At 37.8% G+C, this 574-nt stretch carries 1 protein-coding gene; it reads right to left on the bottom strand.

Annotated elements, in window-relative coordinates; all coding sequences use genetic code 11:
* Window positions 1-574 (bottom strand): reverse transcriptase domain-containing protein (locus tag ACQY6F_RS19030; protein ID WP_428776692.1); only part of this gene is annotated, 574 nt, incomplete at both ends.

A 574-nucleotide genomic window follows, 5' to 3' on the forward strand; every position in this document is an offset into this window, starting at 1 on the left:
CTTAGGTGTGAGAACTATATACCTCATAATTCTCTTGACTGTCCTTAAATGGCAATCTTTGGGTGCAGCATGGAATCTTGCACACATACACACACTAAGGATAATATCGGGCCTAGATGCACAAAGGTAAAGTAAAAATTCAATCATGGAGCGATATACCTTTTGATCAACCGATGTGCTGCCCAAATTAAGATCAAGATGTCCATTAGTGCCCATGGGAGTCTTGATGGGCTTTGCATTGTCCATGCCAAACTTCTTGAGTATCTCACGTGTGTACTTTGTTTGGCTAATGAAAATCTCTTCTTTGGCTTGCTTGATTTGAAATCCAAGAAAGAATGTGAGAACCCCCATCATGGACATTTCAAACCTATCCGTCATTATTTTGCTAAACTCATCACAAAAGGATTTGTTAGTAGAACCAAATATAATATCATCAACATAAATTTGGCATACAAACAAATCTTTACCCATTTTTCTAGTGAAGAGAGTAGAATCGGCCTTACCAATCCTAAAACCATTTTCAATAAGAAAGTCTCTAAGGCATTCATACCATGCTATTTGGCATACCCCTGTT

Source organism: Vibrio sp. (assembly GCF_050299255.1).
In the GTDB taxonomy this organism is placed as follows: Bacteria; Pseudomonadota; Gammaproteobacteria; order Enterobacterales; family Vibrionaceae; genus Vibrio.